Source organism: Phyllobacterium zundukense, assembly GCF_002764115.1.
Lineage (GTDB): Bacteria > Pseudomonadota > Alphaproteobacteria > Rhizobiales > Rhizobiaceae > Phyllobacterium > Phyllobacterium zundukense.
On record NZ_CP017945.1, the window covers coordinates 154,902 to 181,229 of the forward strand.

At 58.4% G+C, this 26,328-nt stretch carries 28 protein-coding genes; 11 read left to right on the forward strand and 17 right to left on the reverse strand.

What is annotated here, in order from left to right; genetic code table 11:
- Window positions 1–374: 374 nt before the first annotated feature.
- The 3 genes from BLM14_RS30565 (at window position 375) to BLM14_RS30575 (ending at window position 2,112) form a co-directional block, all read left to right on the forward strand.
- Window positions 375–1,076 (forward strand): hypothetical protein, encoded by a 702-nt coding sequence (locus BLM14_RS30565; protein ID WP_100003815.1) that lies wholly within the window; start codon window positions 375–377, stop codon window positions 1,074–1,076.
- Between the two features lie 157 nt (window positions 1,077–1,233).
- Entirely contained in the window at window positions 1,234–1,659 is a 426-nt protein-coding gene (locus BLM14_RS30570) for a hypothetical protein (protein ID WP_100003816.1), read from the forward strand.
- Between the two features lie 78 nt (window positions 1,660–1,737).
- Window positions 1,738–2,112 carry a YbaN family protein gene (locus BLM14_RS30575; protein ID WP_100003817.1) on the forward strand — a complete coding sequence of 125 codons (375 nt, stop codon included), beginning with the start codon at window positions 1,738–1,740 and terminating at the stop codon, window positions 2,110–2,112.
- A 17-nt stretch (window positions 2,113–2,129) separates the two neighbouring features.
- On the opposite strand, the gene BLM14_RS30580 is transcribed toward BLM14_RS30575, so the two are convergent.
- The 7 genes from BLM14_RS30580 to BLM14_RS30610 form a co-directional block, all read right to left on the reverse strand.
- Window positions 2,130–3,224 (reverse strand): nucleotidyltransferase family protein, encoded by a 1,095-nt coding sequence (locus BLM14_RS30580; RefSeq protein WP_100003873.1) that lies wholly within the window; start codon window positions 3,222–3,224, stop codon window positions 2,130–2,132.
- Window positions 3,225–3,365: 141 nt separating this feature from the next.
- Entirely contained in the window at window positions 3,366–4,442 is a 1,077-nt protein-coding gene (locus BLM14_RS30585) for an ABC transporter ATP-binding protein (RefSeq protein ID WP_100003818.1), read from the reverse strand.
- Window positions 4,439–5,374, reverse strand: a complete 936-nt coding sequence (locus BLM14_RS30590; protein WP_100003819.1) for a carbohydrate kinase family protein — start codon at window positions 5,372–5,374, stop codon at window positions 4,439–4,441. Before BLM14_RS30590 ends, BLM14_RS30585 begins: the two co-directional genes overlap by 4 nt.
- The gene (locus tag BLM14_RS30595) at window positions 5,374–6,396 is read right to left on the reverse strand and encodes an SIS domain-containing protein (protein ID WP_100003820.1); all 1,023 of its coding nucleotides are present in this window, start codon (window positions 6,394–6,396) and stop codon (window positions 5,374–5,376) included. Before BLM14_RS30595 ends, BLM14_RS30590 begins: the two co-directional genes overlap by 1 nt.
- Window positions 6,393–7,238 carry a carbohydrate ABC transporter permease gene (locus BLM14_RS30600; protein WP_100003821.1) on the reverse strand — a complete coding sequence of 282 codons (846 nt, stop codon included), beginning with the start codon at window positions 7,236–7,238 and terminating at the stop codon, window positions 6,393–6,395. Before BLM14_RS30600 ends, BLM14_RS30595 begins: the two co-directional genes overlap by 4 nt.
- Window positions 7,238–8,119: a carbohydrate ABC transporter permease gene (locus BLM14_RS30605; protein ID WP_100003822.1), complete on the reverse strand. Its 882-nt coding sequence runs from the start codon at window positions 8,117–8,119 to the stop codon at window positions 7,238–7,240. The genes BLM14_RS30600 and BLM14_RS30605 overlap by 1 nt, the downstream gene beginning before the upstream one ends.
- 90 nt (window positions 8,120–8,209) lie before the next feature.
- Window positions 8,210–9,448 carry an extracellular solute-binding protein gene (locus BLM14_RS30610; protein WP_100003823.1) on the reverse strand — a complete coding sequence of 413 codons (1,239 nt, stop codon included), beginning with the start codon at window positions 9,446–9,448 and terminating at the stop codon, window positions 8,210–8,212.
- Between the two features lie 221 nt (window positions 9,449–9,669).
- Here BLM14_RS30610 and BLM14_RS30615 point away from each other — a divergent pair, with 221 nt between their 5' ends.
- Window positions 9,670–10,884: an ROK family transcriptional regulator gene (locus BLM14_RS30615; protein ID WP_100003824.1), complete on the forward strand. Its 1,215-nt coding sequence runs from the start codon at window positions 9,670–9,672 to the stop codon at window positions 10,882–10,884.
- Here BLM14_RS30615 and aptA read toward each other — a convergent pair.
- A complete protein-coding gene (gene aptA, locus BLM14_RS30620) occupies window positions 10,881–12,209 on the reverse strand; it encodes an omega-aminotransferase AptA (protein WP_100003825.1) in 1,329 nt (442 codons plus the stop codon). The two genes, BLM14_RS30615 and aptA, sit on opposite strands and share 4 nt — an antisense overlap.
- 148 nt (window positions 12,210–12,357) lie before the next feature.
- On the opposite strand from aptA, the gene BLM14_RS30625 reads away from it, so the two are divergent.
- Window positions 12,358–12,906, forward strand: a complete 549-nt coding sequence (locus tag BLM14_RS30625; protein ID WP_100003826.1) for a cupin domain-containing protein — start codon at window positions 12,358–12,360, stop codon at window positions 12,904–12,906.
- A 3-nt stretch (window positions 12,907–12,909) separates the two neighbouring features.
- Here the strand turns inward: BLM14_RS30625 and BLM14_RS30630 are convergent, their stop codons facing one another.
- Window positions 12,910–13,413 carry a helix-turn-helix transcriptional regulator gene (locus tag BLM14_RS30630; RefSeq protein WP_100003874.1) on the reverse strand — a complete coding sequence of 168 codons (504 nt, stop codon included), beginning with the start codon at window positions 13,411–13,413 and terminating at the stop codon, window positions 12,910–12,912.
- A gap of 221 nt (window positions 13,414–13,634) precedes the next feature.
- Here BLM14_RS30630 and BLM14_RS30635 point away from each other — a divergent pair, with 221 nt between their 5' ends.
- The 3 genes from BLM14_RS30635 to BLM14_RS30645 all read left to right on the forward strand — a co-directional run bounded on the left by BLM14_RS30635 (window position 13,635) and on the right by BLM14_RS30645 (window position 15,700).
- Window positions 13,635–14,300, forward strand: coding sequence for a CoA transferase subunit A (locus tag BLM14_RS30635; RefSeq protein ID WP_237143768.1), 666 nt, complete (start codon window positions 13,635–13,637; stop codon window positions 14,298–14,300).
- A 1-nt stretch (window position 14,301) separates the two neighbouring features.
- Window positions 14,302–14,943, forward strand: a complete 642-nt coding sequence (locus BLM14_RS30640; protein WP_100003828.1) for a 3-oxoacid CoA-transferase subunit B — start codon at window positions 14,302–14,304, stop codon at window positions 14,941–14,943.
- A gap of 496 nt (window positions 14,944–15,439) precedes the next feature.
- Window positions 15,440–15,700 (forward strand): helix-turn-helix domain-containing protein, encoded by a 261-nt coding sequence (locus BLM14_RS30645; RefSeq protein WP_100003829.1) that lies wholly within the window; start codon window positions 15,440–15,442, stop codon window positions 15,698–15,700.
- Between the two features lie 74 nt (window positions 15,701–15,774).
- Here BLM14_RS30645 and BLM14_RS30650 read toward each other — a convergent pair whose 3' ends face one another.
- From BLM14_RS30650 to BLM14_RS30665, 4 genes are all read right to left on the reverse strand, one after another.
- On the reverse strand, window positions 15,775–16,608 hold the full coding sequence (locus tag BLM14_RS30650) for an alpha/beta hydrolase (RefSeq protein ID WP_100003830.1): 834 nt from the start codon (window positions 16,606–16,608) through the stop codon (window positions 15,775–15,777).
- 28 nt (window positions 16,609–16,636) lie between these two features.
- Window positions 16,637–17,551, reverse strand: coding sequence for an ABC transporter permease (locus BLM14_RS30655; RefSeq protein WP_100003831.1), 915 nt, complete (start codon window positions 17,549–17,551; stop codon window positions 16,637–16,639).
- 1 nt (window position 17,552) lies between these two features.
- Window positions 17,553–18,335 carry an ABC transporter ATP-binding protein gene (locus tag BLM14_RS30660; protein ID WP_100003875.1) on the reverse strand — a complete coding sequence of 261 codons (783 nt, stop codon included), beginning with the start codon at window positions 18,333–18,335 and terminating at the stop codon, window positions 17,553–17,555.
- A gap of 110 nt (window positions 18,336–18,445) precedes the next feature.
- Entirely contained in the window at window positions 18,446–19,420 is a 975-nt protein-coding gene (locus tag BLM14_RS30665) for an ABC transporter substrate-binding protein (protein WP_100003832.1), read from the reverse strand.
- 116 nt (window positions 19,421–19,536) lie between these two features.
- Here BLM14_RS30665 and BLM14_RS30670 point away from each other — a divergent pair, with 116 nt between their 5' ends.
- Genes BLM14_RS30670 through kynA form a run of 3 tightly spaced genes read left to right on the forward strand, consistent with a single transcriptional unit; the run spans window position 19,537 to window position 22,382 of the window.
- Entirely contained in the window at window positions 19,537–20,280 is a 744-nt protein-coding gene (locus BLM14_RS30670) for a GntR family transcriptional regulator (RefSeq protein ID WP_162293279.1), read from the forward strand.
- Between the two features lie 18 nt (window positions 20,281–20,298).
- Window positions 20,299–21,546 carry a kynureninase gene (gene kynU, locus BLM14_RS30675; RefSeq protein ID WP_100003834.1) on the forward strand — a complete coding sequence of 416 codons (1,248 nt, stop codon included), beginning with the start codon at window positions 20,299–20,301 and terminating at the stop codon, window positions 21,544–21,546.
- A complete protein-coding gene (gene kynA / locus BLM14_RS30680; RefSeq protein WP_100003835.1) occupies window positions 21,543–22,382 on the forward strand; it encodes a tryptophan 2,3-dioxygenase in 840 nt (279 codons plus the stop codon). The genes kynU and kynA overlap by 4 nt, the downstream gene beginning before the upstream one ends.
- On the opposite strand, the gene BLM14_RS30685 is transcribed toward kynA, so the two are convergent.
- The 4 genes from BLM14_RS30685 to BLM14_RS30700 all read right to left on the reverse strand — a co-directional run bounded on the left by BLM14_RS30685 (window position 22,379) and on the right by BLM14_RS30700 (window position 26,296).
- Window positions 22,379–22,738: a hypothetical protein gene (locus BLM14_RS30685; RefSeq protein WP_100003836.1), complete on the reverse strand. Its 360-nt coding sequence runs from the start codon at window positions 22,736–22,738 to the stop codon at window positions 22,379–22,381. The two genes, kynA and BLM14_RS30685, sit on opposite strands and share 4 nt — an antisense overlap.
- Before the next feature lie 238 nt (window positions 22,739–22,976).
- Window positions 22,977–24,296 (reverse strand): NAD(P)H-dependent oxidoreductase, encoded by a 1,320-nt coding sequence (locus BLM14_RS30690; protein ID WP_099998274.1) that lies wholly within the window; start codon window positions 24,294–24,296, stop codon window positions 22,977–22,979.
- Between the two features lie 90 nt (window positions 24,297–24,386).
- Window positions 24,387–25,361, reverse strand: coding sequence for an ABC transporter permease (locus tag BLM14_RS30695; protein ID WP_100003837.1), 975 nt, complete (start codon window positions 25,359–25,361; stop codon window positions 24,387–24,389).
- A complete protein-coding gene (locus tag BLM14_RS30700) occupies window positions 25,358–26,296 on the reverse strand; it encodes an ABC transporter permease (protein ID WP_100003838.1) in 939 nt (312 codons plus the stop codon). The genes BLM14_RS30695 and BLM14_RS30700 overlap by 4 nt, the downstream gene beginning before the upstream one ends.
- Window positions 26,297–26,328 lie beyond the last annotated feature (32 nt).

A 26,328-nucleotide genomic window follows, 5' to 3' on the forward strand; every position in this document is an offset into this window, starting at 1 on the left:
GTACTGAACGAGCGGCGGGAGAGGCTATTCTATCACAGGGGATTACATCGAAAAGCGCTGAACGCATGCCCCGCAGATCGCTGGGTTGTATCACCTGCACCCTTGCAATCAAAAGATGAACAAGTCATGCTGCCGATGCAATGCCATCGATCGCTGACAATGGTTAGATTCATGCGCCATTCATACGCAACATTTCTGAACCCACGTCATTTTCGGCCACAATCCACGCGCAACTTCCAACCGATGACTTCGAAGGGATGCCTTGACCTGGCCTTTCATTCAAAGGGACGGAAGCCATCGTGGCATTGTTAAACCGGAACGCATGGTGCGCTCCCGGGGGAAACGCGAAACACTATCGCAAGGAACACACGACGATGAACCAGTTTCGTTTCAATATTCTCGCCGCGACGGTGATTGCCGGTGCAGGCATGGCATTCTTCACGCTCCCAGCGGCTGCGCAATCCGTAACAAAACAATGCAGCACGCAATATAACGCAGCCAAGGAAGCGGGTACGCTCAATGGCCAGAAGTGGCCACAGTTCCTCTCAGAGTGCAGTGCCAAGCTGAAGGAGGATCAGCCGGATGCAGACGCCGCGGCGCCCGCAGCCAAGACCCCGGCGAAGAAACAGGCAAAGGAAACAACGACAACAAAGGCCAAAAAGACCGAGACGGCAGCCGCAGCTCCCGCAGGCGGCATGTCAGCCAAGGCAGTGACCAAGGAATGCAGCACGCAATACCAGGCGGCCAAGGAAGCAGGTACACTCAATGGTCAGAAGTGGCCACAGTTCCTCTCCGCCTGCAGTGACAGCCTGAAGTCCGACGACTCGGACGCAACAGTACCAGATGAGCCGAAGCCTGCTGCAACGAAAACCACTGCAGCCAAGACCACCACGAAAACAACTGCAGCAGCGACTACCGCCGATGGCAAGCCGCTGTCACCCGGTCAGGTTGCGTTCCGCGCACGCATCAGTGAGTGCGGCGAGCAATGGCAAAAAGCCAAAGCCTCCAACAAGACCGGCGGTAAGACCTGGCCGCAGTACTGGAGCGCCTGCAATACGCGCCTGAAGGCCGAATAAACTTGTCGTCTCGTGACGGTAAACATCCTTTACAGCGCCCGGACCGGATCCATCCAGTTCGGGCGTTTTCCTTGTAAGTGCAATGTGCTCCTGGCGTCATCCAGACATCATCACTGACGTCTAAAACTTGTACAAACTCAACCACGAGGAGGTCACCATGCCAATCCAGGATCTCGTTGATTCAATCGCCACCCAAGCCAACCTTGACCCGCAGGTGGCGGAGAAGGCAGCCGGTACCGTCCTTTCCGTTCTTCAGCATGAGGCTCCGGAGCAGGCGGCATCGCTGTTCGCAAAGATTCCCGGTGCCACCGAGCTCGCACAAAGTTTTGACGTCATGGCAAGCGGAGCCCAGTCCGGCGGCTTCCTGTCGAGTGTCACCAGCATGCTCGGAGGCGCCGCAGGTGAAAAGGTGGGCGCACTTATCAATGGCGTGGCGGCGCTCAAGGAAAGCGGGTTGACAGTCGACCAGATCAGGGAAGCTGGCGCGGCAGTCCTTGCCCATGCCAAGGAATCGGCCGATCCTAACCTTGTCGACCAGCTTCTGGATTCGGTTCCGGGGCTGAGGGGTCATTTCGGGCTTTGAACCGAGCGGCCCGTCACGGGCTGACATTTCGCGCTCAACCATATAAACCGTTTTGCAACGCCATGGGGAACGGTGGGCATGAACGGAACGAAGCGGACGGTCTATTTCGCGCTTGGATGGGTGATGGTAGCACTTGGCTTCATCGGAGCCTTGCTGCCGGTCATGCCGACAACGATCTTCCTCATCATCGCCGCCTGGTGTTTCAGCCGTTCCTCACCACGCTTTGAAAAATGGCTGCTCGAACATCCGGTCTTTGGTCCAACCCTGGTGCAGTGGCGCAATCACGGAGCCGTACCAAAACGCGTGAAATGGATAGCCTGCGGTGGCATGGTTTTCGGCTATGGGACGTTCTTTTATTTCGCCCGGCCAGCACCCATTCTTGGTGGTGTCGTTGCGCTGTTCTTCATCGCTTGTGCCGCTTATGTCGTTACCCGTCCAAGCATAGCCGTATAGGGACGGAAACGTCGCGCCTAAGCCAGTCCATAGTCATTTGGTTCGCCACCCAATCGTGCGACACCCTTTGCCAAGCAATCCTTCAAAAGACGTTGGGTGTTTTCGTCGTATGAACGCATGCTCTCGATTATTGCTTCTTTCCAGGCGACCCCTCTATCCCATGCTTCCATGTATGCGTCGGCCAATGCTTCGTCCTGGCGAGATTCGATCATCGCCTCCATAAGGATTCTGGATTGTAGGCGGTCTTTGCGGCTCTTGGCGGTGCCATCCGCATCGTTTCGGCGCCGCGATCCCACGATGAGTTTGTGGACGGCGTAGCGCTCGGGTGCAGGGACGAGAATTGGGACGCCCGAGGCATAGAGCATAACTGCGCGCACCGGTTGGTGGATAAGGAAATCCAGAAACCGCAGCGGCTGAGCCGACGCGCCACCAAGAGCCGGCATCGATGCGGGATGGTTGCCATAATCAACGGAACCGGTGTTTGGGGTCAGGAACTCCACTGCGTATCCAGAACGATTTATGAATTTCGTCGATTGCCGGCTGTCGGTTTGATGCGGAACTACGCGAAAGGTCGGATCAACTTTCCGTAACACATCCAGAACGGGCGGGAGGGCGTCTCCAACTGCGGCTGAAATTGAGTGGAACTGGGCAAAATCCGCGTCCGCTGTCTGCAGTGCGGCATTCGGCAAACGCATCCCCAGAATCGCGGGATAGCATTGAAATGCAACTGTTCCTACCAGGACACCGCGCAAGCGGAAAAAACCGGCAATAGCCAGAGTTTGAACGATTTCACCCACAAATGGCTCTGGCCGCGGGAGATAGGCCTCCCGTACGAGCGTCGATACGATCTTGCGGCGGGCCCGGGCGTCTGACTTCAGGTCCTTGAAATTCTCGACCCTTCGCGTGATCTCCTCATCGTCAACCGGGCCGACATAGCGGCGATTTTTGCCGCCACCCTCTTTCGCCGTATCGAAATACCAATATCGTCGGCCGCGGCTTTCCATGGTTATGAACCGGCCGCTTATGGGAAAATCACTCGTAAACGAAGCATCGAGTGTCCGCTGGGCAAGTTCAGAATAAAGTACCTGATATGTGTGATCGATGCGTTGCATAATCATTATTACCAATTGCGCAAGAATGGTAATAGCACGAATCGACACAAGAATCTATTACCATTTTCGCAAAAATGGTAATAGCATGAGTGCGGGGGGCCATAGTGAAGCCGCAACCATTTATAGAAAAATCCCGCAGTTCTAAATCCGCTTTTCGGTCACCTTGTCGAAGACATGCAACGCACTGGCATCGATGCTGAAGCGTTGCAACATGCCGACGGTCACCTGTGATCTCGGCGGCAGGCTTGCCGTCAGCCGCTGACTTCCTATCGTCGAGGTAACCACCAGCTCCGGACCGGTTAGTTCCACCACCACGACCTTCGCCTCAATCGCAAGACCTATGTCGTCGCCTGACGCCAGCGTCAGGTTCTCCGGGCGGATGCCGACAATGACATTGCGTGCTTTTCCGGCGCTCTCCTGCAACTCGCGGGGGAGGGGGATGCTACTGAGCGAGCCGTCAATATGGGCGATGCCATCGGCGACTGTCGCATCGAGCATGTTCATCGGCGGCGAGCCGACAAAACTTGCAACGTAACGCGTCGCCGGACGGTTATAGATTTCGTCGGGTGCGGCGAGCTGTTCGATCTGGCCATCGCGCATCACGGCAATGCGCGTCGCCAAGGTCATCGCCTCGATCTGGTCATGCGTCACATAGACGATCGTGGTGCCTAGCATCTGGTGCAGCCGCTTCAGTTCGGTTCGCATCTCCATGCGCAATTTGGCATCGAGATTGGACAGAGGCTCGTCGAACAGGAAAATCTGGGGATCGCGCACCAGCGCCCGGCCGATGGCGACGCGCTGGCGCTGGCCACCGGAAAGCTCCGATGGCTTGCGGCCAAGAAGATTCTCGATCTGCAGGATTCTGGCGGCCTTCTGCACAGCCTGCGTGCGCTCTGCCGCGGCGACATTGCGCATCTCAAGACCAAAGCCGATGTTGCGGGCCACCGACATGTTCGGATAGAGCGCGTAGGACTGAAACACCATGGCGATATCGCGGTCTTTGGGATGAACCCCGGTAACCGACCGATCGCCGATGTGCACATCACCGTCGGTCGCTTCCGCGAGACCCGCAATGATATTGAGCAAGGTCGACTTGCCGCAACCAGAAGAGCCGAGCAGGACGAGGAACTCGCCGCTGGCGAGAGAAAGATCAATGCCCTTCAGCGTTTCGACAGTGCCGTAGCGTTTGCGGATGTTGACAAGCTCAAGGGCGCTCATGGAGCCTCCTCCGGTATTGTTTGCAAGGCCTGGCCGTCATAGCGGCGCGGAACGGTGGATATGGCCATCGAAGCGACGCGCACGCCGGACGCCAGACTGTGTTCGAGTGTCTGGCCGCCCGCCAGGGCAGCGAGAAAAGCAGCGTTGAACACATCGCCGGCGCCGATTGTATCGGCAACTGTCACGAGGGGAGCGGGGACTGAGACCAATTGATCGTCCGAGCCCACAGCCAGGGCACCGTCAGGGCCCCGCTTGACGACGACAATCGCATCCTTTGGCATCAGCGCCTTGAGCTTACGTGCGGCTTCGGCCGGTTCGACACTAGTGGCGAGGCGGGTCGTTTCGACCTCGTTGAACAAGGCAAGATGACAACGCGACAGCCATTTTCGCGCCTTCGCGCGGTTGGCATCGGTCCAGCCATCGATCGGCCAGCCGGTGTCGAGCGCTACCTGGATATCATTTGCGGCGGCCCAGTCGAACAGTGCGTCATATTGCGCAATCAGGGCATCGGTAAGGAAGGACCCGCACAGAATCACGATGCCGCCCTTCAACCGCTCAGTGTCGAGCGTCGCAACGACCTCGGGCCAGGACAGCGCCCCGATATGCCCGCGCGTGGTGAAAAATGTGCGCTCGCCACTGGGATGGGTAATGCCGACGGAAAGCGTGGTTCCCATCGGTGAAACAGGCCAGCGCCTTGCGTGTGCTCCGAAACCTTGCCGCAGCCATTCGCCGAACTGGTCATTGCCGATATTGGCGGCGATCTGGAAATCGAGGCCGAGCCCTTCCCAGGTCAATGCGGCGTTGCCAGCCGAACCGCCGACGCGCAATTCGTCATAATCGACCATGATCTCGGTTCCGGGCGTCGGCCAGGGATCGGCGGGGCCGAGAATGAGATCGACATTGACGTTTCCAATGACGGCGAGGGGACGCATCATTCGCTCCGTGTGATCTTGGTCGTGCGGACAGGCGTTCCGAGATCGGCAACACGTGCGCCGGCAAAGCCCAGCATGAAGTGCTGCGCTGCCGGCAGGAGCGCGAAGACAGCAGCGATTCCACTCGCTGCGCCGGTATCGATCGTTGCAACACCGTCGATAGCGGGTTCACCCGATGCGTCAAACATCACGACAGGCGATCCTGCCTCCAATGCAGAGAGCGTCATGCGGGCGACGAGTTCGGACGTAGCGTCCTTGGCACGGAAGAGGACAACGCCGACCTTGGGCCCGAGCATTTCCATCGGACCGTGGCGCAACTGCCCGCCTTCCAGCGAGAAGCAGGGGATGCGGGAGAGTTCGGTGAGGCCGAGGGCGATCGCTTCGGCAACACCCTGCATGCGGCGGCCGGATGTGACGACAGCCGATACGCCGGAAAGCGCGGCGACAGCGGCAGCGACCTCAGGCTTGCGCTGCCAATTGAGGATCGCAAGCGCTGCGGCTGGGTCATTGCCAAGCGCGGAGAGCACCGCAAGGTGCAGGGCAAAACTGACGGTAAGGCTGCGCGTCGCGGCGAAAGCATTTTCCGTCCCGCCGGCGCCGATCAGAGAAGGTACGGTACGGGCGAGAGTGGAGCCACCTTCCAGCGTCAGGCCGAACGTATCCGAAGGAACGCCGGCTTCAGCGAACCACCGCAACACCTCGGCACTTTCGCCTGACTGAGAGGTAACAAGAACGGTCTTTCCGGAGAGAGACAATGGCTGGCCAAGCTGTTCGGAGAGCGGCAGGGCGATGGCATCGATACCGAGGCTGCGATAGAGCGGCTCGACGGCGCGGCCGACCGCATGTGAACCGCCCATGCCGAGCAGCAGAAGCCGCCCGGTCTTACGCAGGGACTGAGCGATGGTCACGGCCAGGGGTGCCGCTGCCTCGAAAGAGGCAATAGCATCGGCATTCTGCCGCGCCATTTCCTTTTCGATTGCGACAAGGCCGGCGGGTTTGCTGGTTTGCGAAGTCATGCTCATCCTTTAACGCCGCCGCTGGTCAGACCCGAGATCAGGGCACGTTGCATGAAGAGACCGATCAGCAGCGGGGGGAGGGCGGCAAGCACACCCGCTGTGGCTATCAGTCCGTAGTCCGAGACGCGTCCACCTGCCAGGTCGGCGATCGCCACCGTCAAGGTTTTGGCCCGCTGGTCAGACGTGAAGAGCAGGGCATAGAAGAATTCGTCCCAGGCGAGCAGGAAAGCAAAGAGTGCTGCCGTCGCCATGACCGGTGCGGCCAGCGGCAGCGTGATCAGCCGCAATATCTGGTCAAGCCGCGCACCATCCATGGTGGCGGCACTTTCGATTTCGCGCGGAATCGAGTCGAAGCCGGATTTCAGCAGCCAGGTGGTGAACGGCGCGAGAATGGTGAGATAGACCAGCGCCAGACCGAAAACGTTGTTCAGGAGGCCGATCCACGAAAGCGCCATGTAGAGCGGTACGGCGAGTGCCACCGGCGGCAGCATATAGGTGGCGATGACCGCATAGAGCGACCAGCCGACCGAAGGTGTACGCGACACCGCCCAGGCAGAGGGAATAGCGACGATAAGCGCTGCCACTGTTGCCATGCCTGCCACTTTCAGGCTGTTGAACAGCGAGGCAACGAAAGCCTGGCCGGCGCTGTTGACTACCGATGAAAGCAGAACGCCGTAGCGCGACAGATCGATCGTATCCGGCCACCAGTGTAGCGGCTTGGCAATGAGATCAGGCGTCGAGGAAATGCTCATGATGAACAGCCAGACGACCGGCGCCAGGATGACGACAAGCAAAAGCAAGGCTGCGAGATGAACGAGTATCGCTGCGGTGAGACTGCGCCGTTCCATTACGAGGCTCCTGCGCTTTTACGGATCAGGGCGGCATAGGCAACGGCAAGCACGGTCACCAGCAGCGTGACGATCAGCGCGAGCGACGCGCCGGAGCCCGCGCGCTGGAAGGAGAAGGCCTCCTGATAAACGAGGATCGACAATGTCCGTGTGCTGTTGGCCGGACCGCCCCGGGTCATGACCCAGATGATATCGAAGACCTTGAACGCCTCGATGGTGCGCAGCACCAGCGCCACCATCAAGGGACCGGCAAGATAGGGCATGATGACGAAGCGGAAACGCGACCACGCACCGGCACCGTCCACCATCGAGGCAGCAGTGATATCACGCGGCACCGCCTGCAAGGCTGCTAGCGCGATTAGGGCCACCAATGGGAAATTCTTCCAGCAATCGGCGAGGATCAGCGAAGCGAGTGCCGTGTTGGGTTCACCCAGCCAGGAACGATAGGCATCGATAAAACCCATCTGAGTCAGCGCTGCGTTGAGCGCGCCATATTCCGGATTGTAGATCAGACGCCAAAGCGTGGCATTGACCACCGTCGGCAGCGCCCAGGGCAGGATCATCAGGGCGCGCAAAACCGAACGGCCATAGAATTGCTGGTTGAGAAGCAGTGCCGCCAGAACGCCGATCACCATCTCCAAAGCAACAGACAACACCGCAAACCAGAAGGTGGTGACAAGCGTACGTTGAAAATTTGTGCCGGACAGGATCTTCACGTAATTGTCGAAACCGACAAAACTGCCCTCGGTGCCTACGAGCTTGGCATCGGTGAAGGAGAGGCGCACCGTATCGATGAGCGGCCATCCGATAACCGCGACCATGACGATCAGCAGGGGCAGCATCAAGAACCATGCGCGGGTCGTAATCCAGTTGCTCGTCATGAAAAGGTGCCTGTCACAATATCGATCCCGCAATATCAATCATTGAGAAAGACGCAGGCGGAAGGATGAGCCCACCGCCTGCGTGTCACATCAAAGGCCGCTGTTTTCAGCTGCGGTCTTGAGCGCGTCTTCGGGTTTTGCCTGACCAAGCAGCGATTCCTGGACGGCCTGCTGGAGCGCCGTTGACAGCTCCTGATATTTTGGTGTCGTTGGGCGCGGATACATCGCGGCAAGACCAACCTTGGCGGCGGCGATCAGCTCTTCCTGGCCCTTGGATACGGCCGGATCGTCATAGGAGGAAGCCCAGATCGGCAGACTAAGCTTGGCATACTGGTTCTGCGTTGGCTGCGAGGTCATGAAGGTAATGTATTTCCACGCTTCGTCCGGATGCCTGCTGGTCGAGGTGATGCCGAGGCCCATCGAACCGTTGACGGCGGAAACGGTGCTCTTACCCTCAACACCCGGAGCCGGGACAACGCCGACCTTGCCGGCAACCTTGCTGTCCTTCGGATCATTAGCCATGTTGTACATGTAGGTCCAGTTGAGGGCGAAGGCAGCTTCACCATTCTGGAACACGCGGCGGACGTCCTCTTCGAGGAATTCCTTGGAATTCGGATTGGTGAGACCGGATTTGTAGCTGTCGACCATGTAGTTCAGCGCATCGAGACCGCCCCCGGTCTGGAACGCCGGCTTGCCGTCCTTGATGAAGCTGCCGCCATAAGCGCTGACCAGCGTCGTGTAATCGCAGATCGCGGCTTCCGCCTGTGACCAGCTCCACGCGATGGGCGTTGCAAGCAGGCCCTTGTCCTTGATGGTCTTGGCCTGTTCGGAGAGTTCCGCCCAGGTCTTCGGCGGGGTCTTGATACCGGCCTTTTCCAGGATTTCCTTGTTGTAGAACAGATATTTGGTATCAAGGATCCACGGCATGCCATAACGCTTGCCGTCATATTCCACCGTGGTCCAGGCGCCGGGAAGAACGCCCGATTTCATCTCGGGAGTGACCTTATCGCTTACATCCACAAGGACCTTGTTGGTTGCATATTCGGCGGGCCAGATCACGTCGAAGAGGACAACGTCATAGCCGCCGCCCGACCCCTGAGCGAGAACCGTCTTGTCATGCAAGCCCTCGTAGGGAACGAATTCCAGGTTGACCGTCACGTCCGGATTGGCCTTGGTAAAGGCGTCTGTCATTGCGCGGACATCGGCCTCGCTATAGGCGGCCTGGGCCATGAACAGCGCATTGATCTTGGTTTCAGCATGGGCAGGTGAAGCGAGCGCCGCTCCCAGAAGTGTCGCGCCGAGAAGCGCCGTCTGCATGGATTTCAACATTATTACCTCCTATTTGGCCTTGGCAGTTTGCGGCGCTGACCATCATGGGCAGAAACCGGTTCGTCGTTTCAGTCCGAGAGCTTCAACCAGGACCAGCCTGCGACGTATTTGTGTCCAGCCAGTGCTCACGTTCCCCTAAAGACTCTTGTGGTCTTTTATTAAATCAATTCTCTTGACTTATTTCTCAATGAATATTCTTCTGGAGTCAAGAGGGGTCGTGAATGGACAGCAAAAGATCGATACGGGCCAAGAGCGGAACCAATCTCGGCGGTGCGAGCGCGCATAACCGTCGCATCATGATCGATGCGCTGCGGGTTAATGGCGCACTCTCGCGAGCCGACCTTGCACGCGCAACCGGACTGACCCCACAGGCCGTTTCCAACATCATCGAGGAACTGGCCCTGGACGGACTGGTGCGTTCGCAAGCGACCATACGCAAGGGACGCGGCCAGCCAGCGACACCCTATCAGTTGGTACCAGAAGGGGCCTTCGCCATTGGTCTACAGATCGATCGCCACGTGACGCGCACGGTCATCGTCAACCTCGTCGGAGAGGTACTGGTCCAGATGGAAGCCAAGCTGCCACCAGGGGGACCGGCAGAGGGCGTGGTGGTCATTCTCGATCTGATCAGGAAGGCGCGCAAAGCATTGCAGGCGCAGTCACCGGAGGCAGAAAAACGGCTCGTCGGCCTCGGTGTCGCCATGCCGGGTCCGTTTGGCATCAACACGCTCTACGACGATCCCTGGATGATGACGGCGTGGCAGAATTTCCCGCTCATCGACACGATCGCCGAGGGGACCGGGCTTGAAGTCGCGCTGCAGAACGACGCTGCGGCGGCAGCAACAGCCGAACGCCTGCTTGGCGCGGCACATGGACTCGACCACGCGATCTGCATCTATTTCGGTTACGGTCTCGGAACCGGATTGATCCTCAACGGCGAACTCTACGGCGGCGCCCATTCCAATGCCGGCGAAATCGGCATGATCCTCGCCCTTGTGCCGGGTGACGGCCCCGATGTCGAACCGTTGGAGCACTATGCTTCCATGGCTGCGCTGTGCAAACTGCTTGAACTCGATCCATCCGAGCCCGAGCTCTTCGCCATGGTCACGGAAGCTGTAACCCGCGGTGGTCCGAAGGTGGAACAGTGGATCAGCAACGTCGCCCAAAGACTGCGCCGGACGGTGCAGGCACTGGAATCGATCTTCGATCCGCAAACGATCATTTTGTGTGGCGGCGCCCCACGCGCACTGATCGACCGCCTTGTCGCAGAAATAGGGCCATTGCTCCCATCAATCGCCGACCGCGCAAGTCGCTATCCCGAAGCGAGGCTTCAGGCGGGGCTCGCCGATCCCTGGTCGGTTGCTCTCGGCGCCGCAGCCGAGCCGATCGCGCGGACTTTTGATCCGCGCTTTTCGGCCATTCTCAAGACTGCCTAGGCAGCGCTTTTGATCGCGTCTCCCAGCATGGAGACCATGGTGCCGATCTGTTCCTTCTCCACAATCAATGGCGGGGAGAGGGCAATGGTATCGCCAGTAACGCGGACCAGCAGGCCCTTGTTGAAGCAATCGACGAAAATGTCATAGCCCCGCGCGCCTGCTGCATCGGGCCGCGATGACAATTCAATACCTGCGACCAGACCGATGGTGCGGATATCGACGATATTCGGAAGATCTTTCAGGCTGTGCATCGCATCCTGCCAATGATCGGCAAGTTCTGCCGCACGGGTCAGCAGGCTCTCCTCCTCGTAGATTTCTAGCGTTGCCAGACCCGCAGCACACGCTGCAGGATGCCCCGAATAGGTGTAACCGTGGAAGAGTTCGATCTGACTTTCCGGACCGTTCATCATCGCTTCATAGATGGCTTCGCTGGCGAAAACCGCACCCATGGGCAGAGCGCCATTGGTCAGGCCCTTGGCAGTGGTGACAAGGTCCGGCACGACGCCGAAATAATCGACGGCAAAGGGCGTGCCGAGACGTCCGAAACCGGTGATGACCTCATCGAAAATCAGCAGAATGCCGTGCTTCTTGCTGATGGCGCGCAGACGCTCGAGATAACCCTTTGGCGGCAGAAGCACGCCGGTCGAACCGGCGACGGGCTCGACAATCACCGCAGCGATGGTCTCGGCACCATGCAGGGCGACCAAACTTTCAAGATCATCGGCGAGGTCGGCGCCGTGTTCAGGCAATCCCTTGACGAAGGAATTGCGCACCGGATCATGCGTATGGCGCAAATGATCGACGCCGGGAAGGAGCGGAAAAACGCGGCGGTTATTGACAAGACCACCAACCGAAATGCCGCCAAAGCCGACGCCATGATAACCACGCTCACGGCCAATGACGCGGGTGCGAGTGCCCTGTCCTATGGAGCGCTGGTAGGCGATGGCGATTTTCAGCGCCGTATCGACTGATTCCGATCCGGAACCGGTGAAGAATATCTTGGTGAGACCGGCTACTTTGCCGCCCGGCGCACGCGCTGCCAGCTTCTCGGCAAAATCGAAGACGATCGGATGACCCATTTGGAACGACGGCGCATAGTCCATGGTCATCAACTGGCGTGCCACGGCATCGGCAATCTTCTCGCGGCCGTGGCCGGCATTGACGCACCAGAGACCCGCGGTGCCATCGAGCACCTGACCACCATCGACATCGGTGTAGTACATGCCTTTGGCAGCGGCGAGCAGGCGCGGGGCGGCCTTGAACTGGCGGTTCGCCGTGAACGGCATCCAGTAGTTTTCGAGTGACGGCGTGTTGGACATCAGCATAGGGGGGACTCCTCTTCTCGCGCAAGAGAGCCATGCTTTGCATTGCCCAACAAGTCCTTTTCTATGAGCATTCAAGCTATTGATATTGTTGTATCGATGTAGAAAATTTTCTTTATATGAAACATATGAAACAGCGGGGAAGCGGACCATGAGCATCGATCTTGGCGGACGATTGCGTTTTCTGCGCGAACGGCACGGATTGTCCCAGCGAGAACTCGCCAAGCGCGCCGGTGTGACAAACTCCACGATCTCGCTGATTGAATCCAACCAGACGAACCCTTCTGTGGGTGCGCTGAAACGCATTCTCGATGGGATACCCATCGGGCTTGCCGAGTTTTTTGCCCTGGAACCCGATCGCAGGCAGAAGGTGTTCTACGAGTCACGCGAACTGGTTGAGATCGGCAAGGGTAATATTTCCTACCGCCAGATCGGGGAGAACCTGTTCGGCCGGGCGCTGCAAATATTGAAGGAACGCTACGAGCCCGGCGGCGATACCGGCAAGGTACCGCTGGTACATGAGGGCGAGGAGGGTGGCGTCGTCATTAGCGGGCGGATCGAGGTAACCGTCGATGATGAGCGGCGCATTCTCGGCCCGGGCGATGCCTATTACTTCGAAAGCCGCCGTCCGCATCGCTTTCGCTGCATTGGTCCGAACCCATGCGAAGTGATCAGCGCCTGCACGCCGCCAACGTTCTGATTCCTATCGCAGCGACGAGAACCAGGCGATGAGTTCCGCACTGTTGCGCAGGCCATAAGCGCGCATGAGACGGGCACGGTGCGCTTCGATGGTGCGCTTCGACAAGCCTATCTCCTCCGCAATCTGCGCATTGGTCTTGCCTTGGGAGACCAGGGTCAGCACCTGTTTTTGCCGATCGGAGATGAGACTGGCATTCCCAGCAACGGCGCGGTTCATCGGCTCGAAACAATAGAGCGCTTCGGCAAACGGGGCGGCCTGGTTGCGGCTGCGCCCGCGCACCCGGCACCAGAAGCTTGAACCGTCGCGGCGGCGCATGATGCGCTCGTCATAATAGACGTGCCCGCCGGCAAAATTCGTCCGCCACATCTCACCGGTACGCACGAAGTCCCGGATCTTCGGATACAGCCTGCTGAAACTCTGGTCGATCAGTTCATCGCGTTCGTAACCAAACTCTTCCGCGAATTCGAAATTGCAATCGCGTATGATACGGTGCGTAGCATAGACCATCGGCACCGGCAGGTCGGTCAGCCAGAAGCGTCTAGCGCTTCCAGAACTTGGAATGTCGGACTTGGGAAACTCCGGTGCTGTCATGCAGTATTAATACGACTACCTGTGCTGCCAAGACAAGCCATACCGTTGATGGCAGAGGATGGAGAAATGGGAGACTATTCTTGAGAAAAGTTCATTCAAAAGTAAGCGCCGCGCTTGACGGTCTGCTGTTCGACGGCATGACCATCATGGCCGGCGGTTTCGGCCTGTGCGGCATTCCCGAGGCGCTGATCTATGCGATCCGCGACTCAGGCGTCAAGGATTTGACCGTGATCTCGAATAATGCGGGCGTCGATGGCATTGGCCTGGGCGTCCTCTTGGAAACACGGCAGATCCGGAAGATGGTCTCGTCCTATGTCGGCGAGAACAAGCTGTTCGCCCAGCAATACCTGTCGGGCGAGCTGGAGCTGGAATTCAATCCGCAGGGCACGCTCGCCGAGCGCATCCGCGCCGGCGGTGCGGGCATTCCGGCCTTCTATACCAAGACCGGCGTCGGTACCATCATTGCCGACGGGAAGGACGTGCGTGAGTTCGACGGCGAGTCCTATGTGATGGAGCGTGGCCTGTTTGCCGATCTTTCCATCGTCCACGCCTTCAAGGGCGATACGGAAGGCAATCTCGTCTACCGGAAGACGGCGCGCAATTTCAATCCGATCATGGCGACGGCTGCCAAGATCACCGTGGCCGAGGTCGAACACCTGGTTGACGCGGGCAAGATCGATCCAGACCATGTCCACACGCCCGGCATCTTCGTCAAGCGCATCGTGCATGTGCCAAATCCCGTCAAACATATCGAACAGCGGACCACCCGCCCACGTATCATTGCTGCAAGTGAGGTGAAATAAGATGGCCTGGACACGCGATCAGATGGCCGAACGGGCCGCACAGGAATTGCAGGACGGCTTCTACGTCAATCTCGGCATTGGCATTCCGACCCTCGTGGCGAATTACATTCCGACGGGCATGAGCGTTCAATTGCAGAGCGAGAACGGTATGCTCGGCATGGGGCCTTTTCCCTATGAGGGCGAGGAAGACGCCGACCTCATCAATGCCGGCAAGCAGACGATCACCGAACTGCCGACCACCAGCTATTTCTCCGGTGCCGACAGCTTCGGCATGATCCGCGGCGGCCATATCGACCTGTCCATTCTGGGTGCGATGCAGGTTGCCCGCAATGGTGACCTCGCCAACTGGATGGTGCCGGGCAAGATGGTCAAGGGCATGGGCGGCGCCATGGATCTCGTCGCCGGCGTCAAAAAGGTCGTTGTCGTCATGGAACATGAGGCCAAGGGCGAAGCAAAGCTGCTGGAGCAATGCACGCTGCCGCTGACCGGCCAGCGCGTCACCGATCTGGTGATCACCGACCTCGGCGTCTTCACCATCGAACGGCGCGGCGAACCAAAAATGACGCTAATCGAAATCGCGCCGGGTGTCACGGTCGACGAGATCAAGGCCAAGACGCAGGCGACATTCGACGTTGCGGTCTAAAGAGACAAAAACATTGACGGCTGGCGAACTCGAAAACTCGCCAGTCGATTACCTGGTTCTCTCAACAACACAATCCGGGCTCTTGCCGGGGAAACGGGGGTCGTGGTCGACGCAGGCTGCGTCATAGCGGAAACTGCCATAATAGACGCGGGCACAGCCGGAGAGCAGCGAAGCAAATGTTACAAGTACCAGAAATAGGGCTGTGGAATATTTTCTGGGAAGAGGGTTCATTTTCTTCGCATCGCTCCTATATATAGCCAGTTGCAAATGACACAGTGGCGTAACAATCCACTGATATTCTTCAGCAATTGGTCGAGTTAACAGTCGGCAATTTAAACATTCTACCGAAATCTGGTGCCACAATAAGGCAGGTTCCACTCGGGCTTTCCGTTCACGTTTTTTGTGAAGCGTCATAAAAGGCTTGATCGAGCGCGATGGACGTATAAGTTCGGCCTTCCGATTTGTTAACCAAACCTTTCACGTTAGGAGCAAAGCGATGAACAACAGCGACTATTCATTGCCAGAAGCAATTTCCACTGCGCTAGCCAATGGTACAAATATTGTCAGGGCATTTCGCGAACAATTCGGATATTCCGTCGAGGATCTGGCCGTTGCGTGCGGTCTGACCAACCTTGAAATCGAAACAATTGAAAGCGGTCAGAATTCCGACCCAAGCAAGCTGGAGCGCATTGCCCATGCGCTCGGTCTTCCGAACAATGCAATGAACCTTGAAGATTCAAAGCGCCTAAGCGCCTGAAATCATTAAATTAATAAATCGGTACTCAAAAAGCTGCCAGAGCCAAATCCCAACTCTGGCAGCTTTTTGCTATTCTATAGGCAAAGCAATTTTCGTGTCAGTGGATGATCAGGTTCCATCAGTCCCTCGATTATGTCGGCATGATGCCTGCCAGGCTCTTCGACCGCTTCGACACGGCAATCAAAACCCGACCAGATATTGGCAAGCAGAGCGTTCTGACGCACGAATTCGGGCCGTTCCCCAGCGCCGACCCATGCGGTCACGTCGATGCTTTCCTGCGGCTCCAGAAGGGCAGGACTCTCCAGCCGTGCCTCGACCGCATCGAGATGCAGTGTTTCATTCATTTCGGTCTTCATTAGCGGCCGCAGATCGACAAGCGCGGATATCGGCACCGTCTTGCGAATGCGGTGCCTGACGGCATGCGCCAGCGGCGATGTCGATGACACCATGCGGGCGACAAGATGTCCGCCAGCCGAATGACCCGTCAGGTGGATTGGACCTGCAACCTCGCTTGCAGCACGGGTAATGGCCGATCCCACCTGCACGGTGATGTCGCTGATGCGGACCTCCGGGCACAGGGCGTAAGAGGGCACGGCAACGGCGAACCCGTTAGCCACCGCTCCTTTTGCCAGGTGCGACCAGGCGGATTTGTCGAAATCTTCCATCCAGTAGCCGCCATGGACGAAGACGGCAAGACCATTCAAATCGCCCCAGGGCATGAACAGGTCGAGCCGATTGCGCGCATGTTGGCCATAGCTGAGATCAGCCTTCAGAAGGCCTTTCTCCTTCATTTCCTCGCGAAATTGTGCGGCGAGGGCGAGCCATTTGGCCGGATATTCATAACCGCCCGGAATATAGGCAAAGTTCGAGTAGGCATCGTCCCAGTCGATAGCGTCACCCGTGTTCATGGATTGCTCCCCCCGTAGCGGCCCAAACCTATTCCCTGACCCTCTCCCGTATCTGCACACCCCCGCCCGACTTGCGCAAGTTCGGCAAGGCCAGCATCAGCAGCACAAACGCGCCGGTGGCGAATTTCAGATCGGCAGGAGCAAGGCCAAGCGTCAGGCAGAACGAGATCAGCTGGTAATAGACCAGCGAACCGACGACCGGGGCAAGGACCTGCCTTAGAATAGTCTGGCGTCCGGTGATAGCCTCGCCGATGATCAGTGCTGCAAGACCGTTGATCAGGATGCCAAAACCCATATTGACGTCGGCAAAGCCCTGTGTTTGCACCATGATGCTGCCGCCGGTCGCCGAAAGTGCACTTGCAGCGCCGACGCCGATGATCGTTGCAGTGCTGACATTGATACCCTGCGCCTCAGCCATATCCGGGCTGGCACCAACTGCGCGCATGGACGTGCCCTTTTCCGACATGAAGAAGTACAGCATCGCCGCCACCACCAGAGCAATCAGCAGCCCGACGATCAGAATCTTCACCCAGGGGAAATTGGCGGACGCACCCGCCAGGATGGTGAAAACCGTGTCATAGGTGAACAGCGGGATATTGGTGCGGCCCATGATGCGCAGATTGATGCTGTAGAGCATCGTCATGACCAGGATACCCGCAAGCAGCGTATTGATCTTGAAGCGCAGATGGATGAAGGCCGTCGTGCAGCCCGCCGCAAAACCGCAGATCAACGCGACAAGGCAGGCAGCGAAGGGATTAACTCCGGCAGCGATCAGTGTGCCGCAAACGCAGCCGCCGAGCGGAAAGGCTCCTTCCGAAGTGAGATCGGGAAAGTTCAGAATGCGGAAGGGCAGCATGACGCCGAGGACGACGAAGGAGACGATGAGACTCTGGGCGATGGTGACGGGGATCAGGCTGTAGAAACTGTTGAATACGTCCATCATCTCAGCTCCCCTGCAATGCGATGGCATCGGATTTCGTATGGAACCGGTCAATGAGGTCCGAAACGGTAATGCCGCGTTTCTCCTCCTGACCGATTTCAACCAGAACCTTGCCCGCATCCATCATTACGATCTTATTTCCGTACTTGATCGCATGTTCCATGTTGTGCGTGACCATGAGTGTGGTCAGCTGCAATTCTTCCACCGCCCGCACCGTCGTATCCATGACGAGCTTTGCCGTGCGTGGATCGAGGGCCGCCGTATGCTCGTCCAGCAGCAGAAGCTTTGGCCGCGTCGACACGGCCATGACCAGCGACAGCGATTGGCGCTGCCCGCCTGAGAGAAGCCCGACCGGCATATCCAGCCGCTTTTCCAGCCCGAGATTGAGTTCGGCAAGCTGGTCGCTGTATTTGGCTCGCCGTGCAGCGGTGAGTCCGTAGGAAAAGCCACGCGGTTTGCCGCGCAGTTCCGCCAGCAGCATGTTTTCGCCGATGGTCATGGTCGGCGCCGTACCGATCATGGGATCCTGAAATACCCGGGCGATGAACTGGGCACGGCGATGAGCATTGAGTTTTGTGACATCCTGGCCATCAATGGAGATACGACCGGTGTCCAATGGTAGCTTGCCGGAAACCGCGTTGAGAAAGCTCGACTTACCCGCGCCGTTGCTGCCGATGACAACGCAAAAATCTGCAGGTTTGAGCGCAACATTGAGTTCATCAAGCGCCCGGCGCTCGTCCTGCGTGCCGCGGTAGAAAATCTTGGTGCCACCCTTAACGGAAAGCATGTCGGTGGTCATGTGTAAGCCCCTCAAACCAAGGCAATGTGCCTCATGGCAATAGTTCCTGCGCCACGATTGGTGCAGGAACTATATGTTTGCAGTCTATAGGAGAAGGCTTATTTGACGAAGCACTCACAATCTTTGAGGCTATCCGGCACTTTCTGGCCGGTTTTTGCCAGAACTGCCTCGTTGATCAGCGCGGTATGGTCCTCATAGGTCGGCTTGATCGGAGCTAGGCTCGCAGGTGACTTGCCGGCAATGATCTCGGAGGCAAGCTTGGCCGCATTCTGGCCAACCTTGGTGTAGGAAACCTCGAAGGCAGCAGCGACGAGGCCGTCGCGAACGGCTTGCGCCGAGGCATTGACGATCGGGATGTTGACGTTGAATGCGGCCGCCGCAACGGCCGGAACCGCCGGCTGGACAAGGTTCGAACCGGGGACATAGATCACGTCGGCCTTGCCGGCGAGCGAGCTGACCCGGATCGGGATGTCGTTGGTATTGTCGAGACCGACTTCAACCAGTTCCATGCCTTCGGCAGTCGCGGCTTCCTTGATCAGTTTCAGCACGGCAACGTCATTATCCTCGCCGGGATTATAGAGATAGGCGAGACGCTTTGCGTCCGGCAGGAGCTTCCTGATGAACTTCACCACCGAGCTGACGTCCTGCAGATCGGAGGCGCCGGTCATGCCGGTATCACCTGCTTCCCATGACGGTGTCAGCTTGGCGGCGACCGGATCGGTAACCGCCGCGAAAACAACCGGCGTACCGGAATTGCCGACGATCTGCCGCGCACCCTGCGCAACCGGCGTCGTCACGGCAAGAATGAGCTTCGGGCTGCTGGAGACGAGCTTGGTAACCATCTGCGGAATGAGCGTGGCGTCGAAATTGACCTGTAACTCGTCATAGACGGCATCGGCCACGCCGAGCTTGGCCAGTTCGGCCTTGAATGCAGTTACGGTTTCATCGAGCTGCGGATGCTTGCCGAACTGGGCAATACCGATCTTTGTTTCAGCAGCAGCGGCTCCAAGGCCCAGGCCCATGCCGAGTGCTGCCACGAGCGCTGTCCGCACTACAAGTTTTGCGCCGATCATCGATAGTTCTCCCTTTTTTGTGTGTCCCGCCTCCCAGAGCGAGATGAGGCTTGAAAATAATATAACAAACGTGAAATGATATACAATACTAAATGGCAAAAGCCGAAGGGGAAACAATGGCTGAAAGCGTCAAATCGGACAGCCTTTATACGGCGCTGCGATCCCGCATTCTAAACGGGGAGTTGCGGCCGGGACAGTCCCTGCGCCTGCGCGCGCTCGCGCAGTCGCTCGGCGGCAGCGCAACCCCGGTGCGCGAAGCCCTTAATCGTCTTCACGCCGAAAACTTCGTCACGACTGAAGCCAATAAAGGCTTTCGCGTTGCGACGGTGACGCTCGAAGAGCTGGAAGATCTTGAATCAGCGCGATCGGCAATCGAAACCCAGCTCCTTCTACGCTCCATCGAGAAAGGTGGACGCGACTGGGAAGCAAACCTGGTCAGTGCGCACTACCGTCTGTCAAAATGCCAGGTACCAAATTCGTTTTCGCAGTCGCAAGCGATCGATCTGTGGGACACCGCTCATACGGAATTTCACTTTGCGTTGATTGCGGGCGCATCCTCGATATGGCTAATGAACTTCGCACGGCAGGTCAATGCACAGTTGCAGCGCTATCGACGTCACATCATCCTGCGTATCGACCACCTCAACCGGACCTCCGGAGATAATGGCGCCGGCGCACTCGGTGTCCTGTCGCGGGAGGCGCTCGGCATCGATGCACACACGGCGCTCATGCAAGCGGCGCTCGATCGCGACAAGGCCAAGGCGGAAGCCTTGATGCTCGATCATGTGCGCCTTGCCAAAGAAGCTTTTCTGAAACTCGCCAAGGCCAGCGGCATTGCCGGTTTTGACGCGGCAGCCTGACTTACCAAGAGAGAAGACATGGATAACACAAGGACAAAGATCGATGCCGGGTTAGCCGACCTGGCCGATCCATTGCGCGACTTCCGCAACCGGTTCGAGTTGCCAAATGGCGTGATCTACCTTGACGGCAATTCGCTTGGCGCCTTGCCGAAAACCGTCAGGCAGAGGGTAGCAAAGACGATCAGCGAGGAATGGGGCGAACAGCTGATCCGCAGTTGGAACACGGCCGACTGGGTGCATCTGCCACAGCGGGTCGGCAAGAAGATTGCGCGGCTCATCGGCGCGGAAGAGGGAACAGTGATTGCCGCCGACAGCACGTCGATCAATCTTTTCAAAGTCTTGTCCGCCGCACTCGATCTCAATCCGGGCCGCAGCAAGATCATCTCCGAACGCGATAACTTCCCGACCGATCTCTATATTGCTGAAGGCGTGGCAAAGCAGGTCGGCAAGGGACATCGGCTGGTTCTGGTTGATGCTCCCGCGGATATTCCGGCCATGCTGGATGAGGATGTGGCGGTGCTCATGCTGACGCATGTCAATTACCGCAACGGCTATCGCCATGACATGGCAGAACTGACAAAGGCGGCGCATGACAAGGGCATCCTCGTCATTTGGGATCTCGCCCATAGCGCCGGTGCGATGGCAGTCGACCTGACTGGCGCGGATGCAGATTTCGCGATTGGCTGCGGCTATAAATATCTGAATGGCGGGCCCGGCGCACCGGCCTTTCTCTACGTTAACCCGCGCCATCAGGGCGGGTTCCGCCAACCGCTTTCCGGCTGGTTCGGCCATCGCTCACCGTTCGATTTCGAGCCAGCCTATTCGCCTTCCAGCAGCATCGAACAATATCTGTGTGGAACGCCGCCCGTATTGGCCATGGTGGCCATGGATGAGGCGATGTCGTTGTGGGATGACGTCGACATGGCGGCCATCCGGACGAAATCCATCGCGCTGTGTGACTACTTCATTCAGGAAGTGGACACGTTCGCCGATGAGCTTGGGTTAAAGCTGGTGACCCCACGCGAAGCGGAATGGCGCGGCAGCCAGGTGTCCTATTCCTGCGACAATGGTTATGCCATCATGCAGGCGTTGATTGCGCGCGGCGTCATCGGCGATTTCCGTGCGCCGGACATTATCCGCTTCGGCATGACACCGCTTTATTTGAGTTTTGCCGAGGTGGGGCAGGCGGCGGCGATCCTCAAGGATATCCTCGCAACCCGCGCCTGGGATACACCCGAATATCATGTGAGGGGAGCTGTCACATGACGCGTACACCCTATGATCCAGAAGGCGAAGGCGCGCAGATGTCGTTCGAAGGGCGCATGTCCTATGGCGATTATCTGCACCTCGACAAGATTCTCACGGCGCAATCGCCGCTTTCCGATGCCCATGACGAAATGCTGTTCATTGTGCAGCACCAGGCCTCGGAAATCTGGATGCGACTGGTCATTCATGAGCTGACATCCGTGTGCGAGCATATCGCCAGGGACGACCTCGCGCCATCCTTCAAGATGCTCGCCCGCGTCTCACGCATTCTCGACCAGCTGAATTCGGCATGGGATGTACTGCGGACCATGACGCCCAGCGAATACACGACCTTCCGCGAAGCACTCGGCATGTCATCCGGGTTCCAGTCGTTCCAGTACCGGGCGATCGAATTCCTCGCCGGCAACAAGAATGCCGCAATGATGCGCCCGCACGAGCACAAGCCGGATATCCATGTGTGGCTGAAGGAAATACTGCATGCGCCGAGCATTTACGACCAGTCGATCCGGCTTCTGGCACGCAAGGGATTTGACATCGACAAATCAGTGCTGAAGCGCGACTGCTCGCTACCCTACCAGGCAAACAGCAGCGTACGCGATGCGTGGCTGGTGATCTATCGCGATCCGGAAGCGCATTGGCCGCTCTACGAACTCGCAGAAAAGCTGGTGGATTTCGAGGATTACTTCCGGCGCTGGCGTTTCAACCATGTCACCACAGTCGAGCGAATTATCGGCTTCAAGACCGGCACGGGCGGGACATCCGGCGTCAACTATCTGCGCAAAATGCTAGAAGTGGTGCTGTTCCCAGAATTGTGGAACGTAAGAACCGATCTTTAGGCCGCGCGCTTATCGATTGCGACGCAGTCCATGGCGGATTTCGCATGAATGTGATTGCTGTGCGCGAAACCATGCTTGGCGATCGCTGCGAGATCATCATCCGGCTTGATCGGCCGTGACCACCAATTGTCATTGAGCGTCCAGCCTTGGGCAGTTGCACTCTCGACCTCGGAACTGTCCGGCCGCAACACGCAGGATTCATGCACGATACGCGCATTGGGAGACCGCTTGCTCATCATCTGGCGGCCTTGGGCGAGCGCACTCGCTTCGTCCTCGGCGATGACGAGCTGATGGAACAGATGACGCGTCTGCTTGTACTTCGTCAGATAAGCGAACTTGACTTGATAGGCTGGCACTGCATGCTCCCTGCATCAAAGACTCAGTCGTTAACCATTTGTTAATATTGTTGGCGAAACGGTCTTTTTCAAGGAATGGCAGGTTTTACACAGATAAATTTGGGCGTTTGACCCAATGCAGCGGTTTATCTAACTAATTGTTTTTACAATGAAATACTTGCTCGTTACGAGAGCGAAATAAAAAACCGTCCTGATCTTGCGACCAGAACGGCTGAATACGTCGTTATCAATCTGCCGCTCACGCGCCGTAGACGAGCCTGTCCTGCCGTGCCCGCAATTCGACGATCTTGGAGCCGGCGGCCGGGGCGGCATTGACGCTGGTGATCAGCTCGCCCTTGGCGATCGGGGCGGTGACGCTGCCGCCCTGCAACAGGCCGCAGGGGATGGCGCCGGCACTGCGCGCTTCGCCCGCCGTCATGATCCAGGCGCGGTAGCAATATTCGCCGATGGCATCGAGGGTGTCGCCGGGCTTCAGATCCTTCTTCGCCACCGCACAGACCTCGGCAACCGGCTTGGCCAGCGGCACCATGTCGGCCTTGCCGTAGAGCACGACGCGGGCGCAGGTCAGCGGCACCTCCAGCGAGGTCAGATGATACGGCCGGTGGAAGGTGAAATACGGCCCCTTGCCCATCTTCAAATCTTCCATGCGTTCGCAAATGCGCGGATGCGACATGTCGGCGACGACGAAGACGCCGGGTGCCACGCCCTTGCCGATCGAATAGTCGACGACACCGACCTTCGACAGCACGCCGCCATCCTTTTCCGGCACCAGCACCTTCGACAATTGATCCAGCGTGGCCGCCGGGCCATGCATGCCCGGCCGGTCCGGCACCAGCCCTGTGGCATTGGCGATCGCCGCCATCTCCACCATGGTCTTCGAGCCGTCGACGAACTCGACCAGCATGCGCACATTCATGTGGCGGCGGGCGGCCTCTTCCTCGTAATCGTCGGGAATGGCATCGATGTTGAGCGGGTTGTTCTTGCCCTTGCCGGCGGCAACGATCGGATGGCCCATGGCCGAGACGAACTCGATCAGCTCCATGCAGGACGATGGCTCATCGCCCGCCCCCAGCGAATAGGTGACGCCGAGCCGGTCGGCCTCGCTCTTCAGATAGGCGCCGATGGTCACGTCCGCCTCGACATTCATCATCACCAGATGCTTGCCGTGTTCCATCGCCCGCAGGCCGATCTCGGCCCCGACCGCCGGCACGCCGGTCGCATCGATGACCACGTCGATCAGATCGTTCTCGAGGATGAGATTGGCATCGCTGGTGACGGCGATCTTGCCGGCCTCCATCGCCGCGCTCAAGCTGGAGGCAGTGGCGACTTCGCGCGAATGGCCCTGTTCCTGATAGGCGATATCGACCGCCTTCAGGGCGTTCGGCAGGTTCAGTTCGGAAATCGCCCCGATCTCGATGCCGGGCATATGCGCCACCCGGGTAACGATGTCCGTGCCCATCTCGCCCGAACCGATCAGGCCGATGCGGATCGGTCGGCCCGTCTCCGCCCGGGCCTGCATGTCACGCGCCAATCCCGTCAATGCAACATTCGTAGCCATAATGCCTCCAGTCCGTTTCAGACCGGCATAGGACGGGAAATCGTGATTGGCAAGTTAGAGGCCGATTGATTACCCACGAGCGCCTGCAAATCACTGCTCCCTGGCAGTAACGCTGCGCGAGGAAAGCTTCGCCTGGAGTATCACGACGACGAGCAAGAAGAGGCCACGGATGACAGACTGCCAGTAGGCGGAAAGCGATATCCAGCCCTTGCCGTTCTCGAAGTTCAGCACATTGAACAGGATTCCGAGCAGCAGGACACCGGCCAGCGTCGCACCGACCGAACCGACGCCACCGGTGAGCAAGGTCCCACCGACAACGACTGCCGCGATGGCGAAGAGTTCCCAGCCTACACCCTCGATTGGTTGTCCCGCACCGAACTGCGAGGCAAGAATGACGCCGGCAAGCCCGGCAAGTCCGCCACTGGCGAGATAGACCAGGAATTTGATGCGATCGGCGGGGAGGCCCATCAGGCGCGTGGCATCCTCATTGCCGCCGACGGCAAGCACGCCCCGTCCGGTACTGGTGAAATTGAGGGCTATCCAGCCGAAGACATAGGCCACAATCGCGATCCATGCGGGAATGGGAAAGCCGAGAAAATTGTCCTGGCCGATCGACGTGAAGCCGCTTTCGTAGGAGACCGAAACCGACTGGTTGTTGGCAAGCAGAAGCGCAGTGCCGCTTGCCGCCAGCATCATCGCCAGCGTAGCGACAAACGGCATGATCTTCAACCGCGTAACCAGCACAGCATTGACGAGGCCGACGCAGAGCCCAGCACCTACACCGGCACAAAGGCCGACCCATGCGCCCTGCGGGCTGGCGAGCGCAGCGACGACACTGCCGAGGGCTGCTGTCGAGCCAACCGACAGGTCAATGCCGCCGGTCATGATGACAAAGCACATGCCGAGCGCCACCAGCGCGAACATGGAATTATAGCGCAGCACGCTGGTGATGTTGAAAAAGCCAAGGAAATAGTCGTAACGCGCCCAGCCAAAGAGAATAAGCAGCAACAACGCCAGAACCACACCATAGCTGCCAAGCATGGAAATCAATCGGACCCTTGTCATGCGCGCCTGCCCTGTTGCTGGATCCAAACAGCGAGCACAATGATGCCGGCCTTGACCACGAGAGCTGCAGCGTCCGGCACGCCGTTGGCGAGCAGCGTGTAACGCACGAGCTGGATCGTCATGGCGCCGAGGAGCGTCCCGACAATGGTTGCCTTGCCACCGCTAAGCAGTGTACCTCCGACGGCTACCGCCGCGATGGCATCGAGTTCCATACCCATGCCAACCAGATTGGCGTCGCTTGAGGAATTGATGGCGATGACGACGAGACCGGCGATACCGGCGCAAAGACCGCTGATCGCATAGACCACAAGTTTCACTTTGGAAACGGCGATGCCGGAAAGTTCCGCCGCCCGCTCATTGCCGCCAATAGCGATGATCTGGCGGCCGAAGACAGTCCGTTTCAACGCCCACGCAGCCGCTATCACGAGCAGCACCATCAGCAGCACCTGTACGGGAATGCCAAAGATACGGCCAAGGCCGATGAACTGGAACTGCGGCACACGGAACGTCTGGAGATTGCCATTGGTCATGACCTGGGCGATACCGCGCCCAGCGATGAACAGCACCAGCGTGGCGACAATGGGCTGGATGCGGAATTTGGCGATAAGCCAGCCGTTGAAAAGGCCGAAAAGACCGGCAACGCCAACCGAGATAATCATGGCGGCGACTACCGCCAAGTAAACATTGTGGATTGGAACGATCTTGCCGAGGAAGATCATCGGTGCGAGCGCACCGGAAATCGCCATCAGCGAGCCGACCGAAAGATCAATGCCACCAGTCGCGATAACCAGCGTCATGCCGACGGCGACAATGACGATGGTGCAAACCTGCGTGAGGTTGACATTCAAAGTCTGCGCCGTCGCGAAGTTGCGGGTGAAGGCAAGGTTGAACAGGATGAGCAGGACGAGCGCGATCAAGGTGCCATAGCGCGCCATGAAATCGAAGGGATCTAACGGTCTCGATAGGC